Origin of the sequence: Staphylococcus agnetis (assembly GCF_002901865.1) — a bacterium.
Lineage (GTDB): Bacteria > Bacillota > Bacilli > Staphylococcales > Staphylococcaceae > Staphylococcus > Staphylococcus agnetis.
Genome location: NZ_PPQF01000077.1, coordinates 1 through 10,029, shown reverse-complemented (window position 1 = coordinate 10,029; position 10,029 = coordinate 1). Strand labels below are relative to the sequence as shown.

The 10,029-nt window shown below is 34.5% G+C and carries 9 protein-coding genes; 3 read left to right on the top strand and 6 right to left on the bottom strand.

The annotated features are described in order from the left end of the window. Positions 1-176: 176 nt before the first annotated feature. Together CD172_RS10635 and CD172_RS13085 are read right to left on the bottom strand one after the other, a co-directional pair. Entirely contained in the window at positions 177-773 is a 597-nt protein-coding gene (locus tag CD172_RS10635) for a DJ-1/PfpI family protein (protein ID WP_103346333.1), read from the bottom strand. Positions 774-778: 5 nt separating this feature from the next. Next, the gene (locus tag CD172_RS13085; protein WP_225906163.1) at positions 779-1,651 is read right to left on the bottom strand and encodes a DMT family transporter; all 873 of its coding nucleotides are present in this window, start codon (positions 1,649-1,651) and stop codon (positions 779-781) included. A gap of 280 nt (positions 1,652-1,931) precedes the next feature. Between CD172_RS13085 and CD172_RS10625 the strand changes: the two genes are divergently transcribed. Next, positions 1,932-2,267 carry a hypothetical protein gene (locus CD172_RS10625; RefSeq protein ID WP_037566328.1) on the top strand — a complete coding sequence of 112 codons (336 nt, stop codon included), beginning with the start codon at positions 1,932-1,934 and terminating at the stop codon, positions 2,265-2,267. 202 nt (positions 2,268-2,469) lie between these two features. Beyond that, positions 2,470-2,937 (top strand): 2-thiouracil desulfurase family protein, encoded by a 468-nt coding sequence (locus CD172_RS10620; protein WP_037566327.1) that lies wholly within the window; start codon positions 2,470-2,472, stop codon positions 2,935-2,937. 615 nt (positions 2,938-3,552) lie between these two features. Here CD172_RS10620 and CD172_RS13010 read toward each other — a convergent pair. The 4 genes from CD172_RS13010 to CD172_RS10595 all read right to left on the bottom strand — a co-directional run bounded on the left by CD172_RS13010 (position 3,553) and on the right by CD172_RS10595 (position 8,250). Beyond that, positions 3,553-4,110 (bottom strand): hypothetical protein, encoded by a 558-nt coding sequence (locus tag CD172_RS13010; RefSeq protein WP_209050293.1) that lies wholly within the window; start codon positions 4,108-4,110, stop codon positions 3,553-3,555. Positions 4,111-4,560: 450 nt separating this feature from the next. Further along, entirely contained in the window at positions 4,561-5,637 is a 1,077-nt protein-coding gene (locus CD172_RS10605; protein WP_037566326.1) for a branched-chain amino acid aminotransferase, read from the bottom strand. A gap of 293 nt (positions 5,638-5,930) precedes the next feature. Continuing rightward, positions 5,931-6,890 carry an L-threonine 3-dehydrogenase gene (locus CD172_RS10600; RefSeq protein ID WP_037566325.1) on the bottom strand — a complete coding sequence of 320 codons (960 nt, stop codon included), beginning with the start codon at positions 6,888-6,890 and terminating at the stop codon, positions 5,931-5,933. A 169-nt stretch (positions 6,891-7,059) separates the two neighbouring features. Continuing rightward, the gene (locus CD172_RS10595) at positions 7,060-8,250 is read right to left on the bottom strand and encodes a glycine C-acetyltransferase (protein ID WP_037566324.1); all 1,191 of its coding nucleotides are present in this window, start codon (positions 8,248-8,250) and stop codon (positions 7,060-7,062) included. Positions 8,251-8,349: 99 nt separating this feature from the next. Here CD172_RS10595 and CD172_RS10590 point away from each other — a divergent pair, with 99 nt between their 5' ends. Further along, positions 8,350-9,522, top strand: coding sequence for an amidohydrolase (locus CD172_RS10590; RefSeq protein WP_167701374.1), 1,173 nt, complete (start codon positions 8,350-8,352; stop codon positions 9,520-9,522). Positions 9,523-10,029 lie beyond the last annotated feature (507 nt).

Sequence of the window (10,029 nt, the reverse complement as noted above, 5' to 3'; positions counted from 1 at the left end):
AACGTCCATTGATATGTAAATTGAGAGCTTCATATTTCTTATTCCATAACTCTTTTTTATAATCACTAAGTACTAGGACATCACTTTGATTAACAATATGTTTTATTAATTTTAAAGATAGATATGCCTCCATAACTTAATCCAACTCCATCATTTTAAGGTTGATTTGAGGTATCTCACATTTTATCGAACGGATCTCCGTAAATGTCACAATACTTATAATAACCATGATTAATCATGAATATTTTTTGATGTATATTTTCATTTCTATCAAATGAAATCAATTTTAAGACATGTTCTAAAAATTCTACTGAAGCTGTACCATTTGCTGTTACCAAATTCCGATCTCTAACAACTTGTTTTGCAATAAAATGATGACTCCTTGTGTATTTATCAAAGTCATTCCATAAACTCAAAGCATTTCCTGTATGCTTGTAATCGTTGAGTAACCCATTTTTAGCAAGATAATCTACTGCTCCGCATATTGCACCAATCACAATATTTTTCTTGAATGCCTTTTGGATAAAAGTCAAAAGTGCTTGATTGTTCGTATTCCACGTATTGCCACCCACAAGAATTAATAAATCAAAATCATCATTATAATTTTTAATATTATAGTCTACATTTACTGATAAGCCTCCAATTGACTTTACATTATTTGTTAAAGATATGGTTTTGGTACACCACTTATCATGTTGATTCAAAATTGTAGAAAGTTGTGCCATTTCCCAATCGGCATATTGATCTAAGATCAGAAACAAAGCCTTCTTCATAACTATCATCCTCTTTTAACTTTTATATGTTTAGGTTTTTTCAGAGCAATATACGCACCTGATGTTGCTAATGCAATACCAATGATAAGGTGTATATTTAAAGTAGATTCGCCCATCAATACGCTCGCAATGCCTCCTATCGCTGGGAACATTGCGACCATATAGCCACTTTCAGCTGCACCAATATTATTAATTAATTTCAAATAACACAACCATGCAATAAAAGAAGCTAACACCGATAAGTAAAGCAAGCCAATCCAAAAGTTAAACTGATGTGGCATCGTATAGTGCTCTCCTCTTATAAAGGTATACATAAACAATAAAATGACAGCCCCCATCATACCAATTGTATTGGCTACTATTGGATTGACGCGTTGCTTACTATTATAGAGTGACAACACATCTCCGATAGATGTAATTACCGTACCTGCAATAGCTAATAAAATTCCAATAATGAATTGATTAGACAACTGTTTTAAATCGGGAAATAAAATGACTAAAACACTTAATATTCCCATGATTCCACCTATATATATTCGGCTTGAAATTTTAGTTTTAAAAGCAATACTAATGCATATTGGAGTAATAATTGCCTTCATTGAAAATATAAGCGTGACCATAGCAGCAGTACTGTAAAACGTACCATAATATAGCAAAAGATAACTTATCATAAAGTTGCATATACCAAACCCTAATACAGTATATAAATTGAAATCTTTTATACTTATCTTTTTATAGACGAACGAAAGTAAACATGTAAAAAGAATTAGTGCTATCACTGATCGATATAATAAAGCAACTTCTAATGACACGTGATTACCTTGAATTTTAACAGCTATAAAATTAAGCCCCCATATCAACATACAAAGTACATACATAACATAGTTCATTTTAATGTTCACACCATTTTAAGTTTTTACACATCATTCAAACACTCCATTTTATATTCTTAATATCTTTATATTTTATGATAATAATAATTAATTGTAAATTGTTGTTGCTGTATGCTTTTAGTAATCAACTTGACGGGAATAACCGCTTCAATCTTACATATTTCTTTCATTATAATACTTGAAACTTACAGTATTGTAAGATATGTTGTTTGCTGTTTAATTATTATCATAGTTGTGCTTTAATGTGTTTGAGGAGGTGAATAATATGGAAACTAAAAGCAACAAATTGCTATCCTGTATTAGTTATTGGAGTATTTTCTTCGCACCGTTTGTATTACCCATTCTTATATGGATTTTTTCAGATCGACCTACTTCTCATCATGCCAAGATTGCTTTATTGAATCATTTAGGAGGCGTAATATTTTATTTTTTAGGTATTACAGGCTTTTATTTTTCACAAGTCATATTAGAAAAACCGTATAATCATCAAATTATGTTCTCCAATATTCTATTAGGATTTACATTCATTTGCTTATTCATCGCTATTTCATTAGCAATTTACAACTTAGTGAAAGGTTTTCAATTATTACTACAACGTTAATCGTTTTAAGACCATTGTTAAACGCCACAATAACTACATGGACGTCAATTTAACGACCACTCAAACGTTTTGATTGGTACGCTATGCGCCCATTCTAATAAAATTATTACTTACATGAATGCACACATATTATATAATAATATTAACAATAAATTGTTTGTTTTTGATGCATGTCGTTGAGATGTATATAAGGGGGATAACAATGATTTTAATCAGTAGTTGTCTTGTCGGAGAAAATGTACGCTATGATGGTAAAAACAAGTTACAACCTGCACTGCTAAAGTTAATAGAAACCGGGCAGGCTCGCGCCGTTTGTCCTGAGATATTAGGTGGCCTCCCTATCCCAAGAAACCCTGCAGAGATTGTCGGTGGTGATGGCTATGATGTATTAAATCATCGTGCCCGAGTGATGGATAGTGATGGCAATGATGTGACGGCAATGTATTTAAGTGGTGCTCAAAAAACTTTAGAACAATGCAAAGCCATGGCATGTAAGGCAGTCATTTTGAAATCAGATAGCCCTTCATGCGGATCCAAACAAATTTACAGTGGTGCCTTTAATAGCACTAAAAAAGAGGGTGTCGGCGTATGTACGGCACTTTTAAGACAAAACGGGATTACCGTATATGATGAAGACGACTATTTAGCATTGTTATCACATAAATTATAAAAGCTAGAAACCTACGTAAATGAGGTTTCTAGCTTTTATGTGTTTTAATATTAATATTTCGGTACACCAACGCTCTAACTAAGAGTCTTGTTATACTTACTACCATGTGTTTAGATATTGATCACTCAATAAAAATGAAAATTCTTGAAAAAATCACTAATGTTGGTAATGAAGAAGATTATCAAATTATACAAGTTTTTTAATAATCATCACATGGATTTAGAGAAAATGTTTACTACAGCTATAAAACGTGACAATACTGTTATGTCAATCTTTCAAAATAATATGACGAGCCAGCAATTTGAATTTGCTTAGAATTAACATCTTTCGGCCAGTTTTCTGTAATTGTAGCATTTTACACTGATAAAACGCATAACAATGAATTACTCAAAGCAGGTAAATTTATTACTTATCTCTATTCTTTTTTGTGAAACAAATGAATTTAATTAAATATAATATATAAGCGATAAATATAAATAGGTTAGAAATTAATATTTGACTAGTACTAATATGGCCAAATTTCACGCTAATTATTAACCATGATATTATTAGAAGAAATAGCATTAAACATACCCATATATTTAAAAATTTTTCCATGATATCACTCCTACAGTATTAACAAAAAGTAGCTCCACCAGTCAGTCCACCGCCGACAGCGCCACCAACAGCACCAACTACGCCTCCACCAACTGTACCAATTAATGGAAGCGTAACTGTTCCTACTCCTGCACCAGCTAGACCTAAGGTAGTACCTCCTGTTACTGCACCACCTGCTATACCAGAAACACATTTTCCAATTCCGCGCTCTTCTTGTGCTTTCTGAACATAAAACCCTAATTTACCGTCTTTTTCATAATAAATCAATGTAACATTTTTACCATTTTTATCTTTTGCAGATGATGGCAAAATTTCTTTTTTACCAGTATCTACATCTTTTAATGTTGCCACTCCATTTTTATCAACATTATAATTAATACCTTTATTTAAATCGATTCTAGCAGTATTTTCATTCAATTTAACAATTTCACCTGAACTATTTGCTGAGGTATGCATAACATTATTTTCCTTTGCATAGGAATACTCACTCGTTACTCCTGAACTTACAATTAGACCAGAAGCAATAGCGAGAGCAAGTGAGCTCTTTAAAACTCTTGAATTATTAATCTTATACATTGTAAAAACTCCTTATTCAGAATTTAAACAATCCCTCAAAAAACATCCCGTTAATTAGCGTATCATATCATATTTTTCATTCAACTGTTTTATTGATGCCTATACACTATCTCTTAATCAGCTAGTCTACGTTACCTACTTCACATAATGTTCAGAGAAAAAGCATACTAATCATTATAGTAAGTCCAACTTTAATACTTGTTTGACTTTTCCACTAAGAAATAAAGTTACTAAGACAAATAAGATAGTTATAAATAACCTTATTCAACTAGCAGTTTGGTATAAGCAGAAAAGTTATTTAAAAACATGGGTTTAAGAAGTTTTAGATACATGGGTTTAAACATGCACATTGTTCTCTATTAATCGAGACTTTCAAGTAAGAAAATGACTTCTAATAAAAAAGCTAGAAACCTACGTAAATGAGGTTTCTAGCTTTTATGCGTTTAAATATTAATATTTCGGTACAACAACTCTCCAACCATATGGATCTTCTAGCTTACCGCTTTGAATACCTGTATAGTTATCATACAATTTTTGTGTGATTGGTCCTGTTTGGTTGTCGTTGATGACTATTTTTTCATCTTTAAATAGTAATTCACCTACTGGAGAAATGACTGCTGCTGTTCCAGTTCCAAAAACTTCTTGAAGACGTCCTTCTTTGTGATATTGATAAAGTTCATCAATTGCGACACGACGCTCTTCAACTTCATAGCCTAATGATTTAGCGAGTTCAAGAACCGTTTTACGTGTAATACCAGGTAAAATACTACCGTTTAGTTCAGGTGTTACTACTTTCCCATCGATTACGAAGAAGATGTTCATACTTCCAACTTCTTCAACGTATTTTTGTTCAACGCCATCTAACCATAATACTTGGTCAAAGCCTTCTGCATTCGCATTAGATTGTGCAAGTAAGCTTGCCGCATAGTTACCAGCAACTTTTGCATAGCCAACACCACCACGAACTGCACGAACATACTCGTCTTCAACATAAATTTTCGTTGGACGTAAGGAATCGCCACCATAATAAGACCCAGATGGAGACAAAATAATTAATAAACGATATTCATGTGATGGATGCACGCCAAGCCCTTCTTGCGTCGCGAAAACATATGGACGTATGTATAAAGATTGACCTTCCCCTTGAGGCACCCAGTCACGTTCGATATCAATTAATTGTTTTAAACCTTCGAGTAATAATGCCTCATCCACTTCAGGCATTTTTAAACGTGATAGTGACATATTAATACGTTTAAAGTTTTCCTCAGGTCTAAATAAAACAACCTCATCGTCGTGCTTGTATGCTTTTAAGCCCTCAAAAACTGATTGGCCATAATGGATACATTGTGCTGCCGGTGAAAGTTCGATTGGACCATAAGGAATAATCTTTAAATCGTGCCACCCTTTGTCAATAGAATACTCAAAGCTAAGCATATAATCCGTAAATACTTTACCAAAAGTAAGTGAGGATTGATCTGGCTTTTCTTTAAGTTGTTCTCTTTGTTGAAATTGAATTTTGTCTGACATGATTATTCCTCCTATTTAAATGTAATATATGCATTATATCAATGTGCATACGACAATTCAATGAGTTTTCCGAAAATTAGAATTAGTCTGATTTCAAGAAAACGCTTACATAATTTAGACTCATGTGATGAAACTGTTGATTTTATCATCACTCAGAATCCCATTATACAAATTTTGTCGAAGTTATGAAAATGACACGAAAATAAAAAGAGACATGCCCGTCACATGTCTCTTTGCTCTATATGAAATTGAGATTTTGCGCTTTAAATTTTAAATTGATGTACTACGTGTGATTAAGCTTTATGCGTTTCTTTTTCTTGAATTGCTTCAATCATACGTGATGTCATTGCTTTAAGGTCATATTTTGGATTAAAGCCCCATTCACCACGTGCACAGCTCGTATCAATACTATCAGGCCAGCTATCCGCAATGCCTTGACGTACAGGATCAACATCATAATCTAATGTGAAGTTAGGCATATGTTCTTGAATCGCTTCTTTTACCATTTCAGGTTCAATACTCATTGCGCTTAAGTTATAGGCATTACGGTTAATTAATTTACCGCTATCTGCCTCCATTAATTGAATAATGGCGTCAATGGCATCGTCCATAAACATCATATCCATGTACGTATCTTTTGCGATATAACTTGTGTATTTACCTTCGCGTACGGCTTTAAAATAAATATCAACCGCATAGTCTGTCGTACCGCCACCTGGTTCTTTAACATATGAAATTAACCCTGGAAAACGAACGCTACGTGTATCAACACCAAATTTTGTAAAGTAATAATCGCAAAGCAATTCGCCTGAAACTTTGTTAACCCCATACATCGTGTTAGGACGTTGAATTGTGACTTGTGGTGTGTTCTTTTTCGGTGTATTCGGTCCAAATGCGCCGATTGAACTTGGTGTGAAGAATTGTAAGTTATGCTTACGTGCAACTTCAAGTGCATTCACTAAGCCACCCATATTCAAATGCCACGCTAAAAGTGGTTTTTGTTCTGCTGTTGCTGATAAAAGTGCAGCCATATGCATCATCGTATCTGGTTGGAATTTCTCTACTAATTGTTCCATTTTGTCAGCATCAGTCACGTCTAAAATTTCAAATGGCCCCTCAGCAACAATTGAACCCGCTTCTGGCTCACGAATATCTGTTGCTAATACATTTTCATTCCCATAAATTTCACGACATTTTGCGACAAGTTCTGTACCAATTTGGCCCAGAGCACCTGTAATAAATATTTTTTTCATAAACACTCATTCTCCCTTTTTGTCTTTTTGAGACGGACATACATCTATATCTTGCAGTCATTTTCTTGGTTCACAGGGACATTATAACATTTAAGCGCTTACTTGTACATCCTGAGAAAACAAAAAGCAAAGTAATTCTGCATGAATTACTTTGCTTATAAAATGATGATTATTGAATGACGTTCAGTTCTTTACCTACACGTTCATATACTTCTAATGCTTGATCTAACATGTCTTTGGTATGTGCTGCAGTAGGCATATTTCTCACACGACCTGTACCACGTGGAACTGTTGGGAAGACGATTGATTTTACATAAACACCTTCGTCCATTAAACGCTTACTAAATTCTTGCGTTTTCTTTTCATCGCCAATGATAACAGGCGTAATTGGTGTTTCTGAATCACCAATGTCAAAACCTAATTTTGCTAAACCATCTTTAAGATATTTTGCGTTATCCCAAAGTTTATCGTGTAATTCAGTAGAAGCCATTAATTTATTCACCGCTTCAGTGATAGCTTTTGTATCCCCAGGTGCTAATGATGTAGAGAATAAGAATGGGCGTGATTGTGCTTTTAACCAATCAATTAATTGTTGTGATCCAGCAACATAACCGCCTACCACACCAATAGCTTTTGATAAAGTACCGATTTGGAAGTCTACTTTATCTTGTAAACCAAAGTGTTTCACTGTTCCAGCCCCTTTACCCATGACACCAGAACCGTGCGCATCATCAACATAAATCATAATACCTAATGGCTCACAGATTTCAACAATTTCAGGAAGTTTCGCAACATCCCCATCCATACTGAAAACACCATCAGTAATGTACATTACTTTATTATATTGACCTGATTCAACTGCTTCTTTCGCTTTTTCACGTAAGTCATCCATATCAGAGTGTTTAACACGAATGATTTTCGCTTTAGATAAACGACATCCATCGATAATCGATGCATGGTTCAATTCATCAGATAAAATCGCATCATTTTTATTCATTACTGCAGAAATCGCAGCCATATTACAATTGAAACCAGATTGATAAGCGATAGCAGCTTCAGTACCTTTAAATTTTGCTAATGTTTGCTCGAGTTCATCATGTAAATCTAAAGTACCGTTAATTGTACGTACTGCACCAGCACCTACACCGTGAGAGTCAATCGCCTTTTTTGCTGCTGTTTTAAGATCTTCATTTGTTGCCAATCCTAAGTAGTTGTTTGATGATAGGTTAATATATGATTTGCCTTTGATTTTAATTTCTGGACCATTTGCCCCTTCAATTGAATCAATTTCATTATACAACCCATTGTCTTTAAGGTAGTTAATGTTTTCTTGTAAAAAGTCATTTAACTTTTGAACCATGTTCATTCCCCTTTCAATTTTCAATCACTTTAATAATAACGTATTTTGTACAAACTTCAAAGCATGTGTATAATATAAAGATAACGATTTAAAAAGGAGATGACACAGATGGATTGGTTCCAACTTGCACGCGAAAAAGAAGCGCGAATGATAGAAACGCGTCGTTATCTTCATCAATACCCTGAAGTTTCATTTTTTGAAAAACATACACACGCCTATATTGTTCAGCGTCTTGAACAACTCGACTTTGAAATTAATGACCATGTTGGGCAAAATGGGATCATCGCTAAAATCTCCGGGAACAAACAAGGCCCTACCATTGCCTTAAGAGCTGACTTTGATGCGCTACCGATTGAGGATTTAAAAGATGTACCGTATCGCTCTAAAGTACCGGGCGTCATGCACGCATGTGGACATGATGGCCATACAGCGACGTTACTCACTGTCGCTGAACTCTTAAATGAACATCAACAAAAGCTTAAAGGTACTGTCGTTCTCATCTTTCAATATGGTGAGGAAGTAACGCCTGGTGGTGCACAAGAGATGATTGCTGATAATGCATTAATGGGCGTCGATAAAATATATGGCAACCATTTATGGAGCGGCTATCCAACGGGTACAATTCACACAAGACCCGGTCCAATGATGGCGCAACCTGATGAATTTAACATTAAGATCCATGGTAAGGGTGGACACGGTGCAAAACCGCATGAAACGATAGATCCCGTCGTCATTCTCGCCGAATTTATATTAAGTGCGCAAAAATTCGTTTCACGCACCATTGATCCAGTGAAACAAGCTGTCATCTCATTTGGTAAAATTCAAGCGGGTGAAGCTGATAATGTTATTCCAGATACTGCCATATGTAGAGGCACCGTCAGAACGTTTGAACCAGAAGTACAACAACATATTTATCATAAAATGGATAAACTGCTTCAAGGTTTGGCATTAGCAAATGACATCTCATACGATTTTGACTACATTAAAGGCTATTTACCTGTATATAATCATGAAGCATCTGCAAACATCGTAAAAGAAGCAGCCAATACGCTCAATTTTAGATATCATGATGCTGACTTAATGATGGTAGGTGAAGATTTCTCCTACTATTTAAAGGCACGTCCAGGTGCTTTCTTCTTCACAGGTTGTGGCAACCCTGAGAAGAATAGTGAATGGCCGCATCATAGCCCACATTTTGATATTGATGAATCTGCGATGAAGTACACCGTAAGTACATTCATGAAAATACTAGAGCTCGAAAACGTCCTTTAACGTTTAATAGGGAGTGGAGCATACCACCTCTGTTAATTAAAATAAGCCAACAAAATTCAATAATACATGAACTATATTGGCTATTATCTATCTATTTTAATTAATTTAATTTTAGTGATGAATCATCTAATAATTTGTGATTGATCCCTTAGCCGAGACTTCTGAGGCATTAAGCCGAAACCGAAAATCCATTTTAAGAGCAGAAATCCATGAGGTTTCTGCTCTTAAAATTAGTTGAGGTAAGGCGCCTAGAAAAGCGAGGCGTTAGGGACAATCATAAGTTGAAATGATTTATTTCCCACCTCTTATTTTGTATGAGCGCTCAAATCGTTTGAATTAAATATATCTCACATACAATACTTATCATTTTAAATTCAATGACAAAAAATATTTTGTTGAAATGCACAAAAAAAAGGGGCTGGGACATAGGGTTTCAGTTTCCAAGCAAAACACCACAAAAATCTTTTGAAATGATTTTTGTGGTGTTTTTTCATTTGAATTTCACTT

Bases quoted from the DNA above. Each gene is read 5' to 3' on its own strand.
- CD172_RS10635 (WP_103346333.1), bottom strand. From the start codon at position 773: ATGAAGAAGGCTTTGTTTCTGATCTTAGATCAATATGCCGATTGGGAA.
- CD172_RS13085 (WP_225906163.1), bottom strand. From the start codon at position 1,651: ATGTATGTACTTTGTATGTTGATATGGGGGCTTAATTTTATAGCTGTT.
- CD172_RS10625 (WP_037566328.1), top strand. From the start codon at position 1,932: ATGGAAACTAAAAGCAACAAATTGCTATCCTGTATTAGTTATTGGAGT.
- CD172_RS10620 (WP_037566327.1), top strand. From the start codon at position 2,470: ATGATTTTAATCAGTAGTTGTCTTGTCGGAGAAAATGTACGCTATGAT.
- CD172_RS13010 (WP_209050293.1), bottom strand. From the start codon at position 4,110: ATGTATAAGATTAATAATTCAAGAGTTTTAAAGAGCTCACTTGCTCTC.
- CD172_RS10605 (WP_037566326.1), bottom strand. From the start codon at position 5,637: ATGTCAGACAAAATTCAATTTCAACAAAGAGAACAACTTAAAGAAAAG.
- CD172_RS10600 (WP_037566325.1), bottom strand. From the start codon at position 6,890: ATGAAAAAAATATTTATTACAGGTGCTCTGGGCCAAATTGGTACAGAA.
- CD172_RS10595 (WP_037566324.1), bottom strand. From the start codon at position 8,250: ATGGTTCAAAAGTTAAATGACTTTTTACAAGAAAACATTAACTACCTT.
- CD172_RS10590 (WP_167701374.1), top strand. From the start codon at position 8,350: ATGACACAGATGGATTGGTTCCAACTTGCACGCGAAAAAGAAGCGCGA.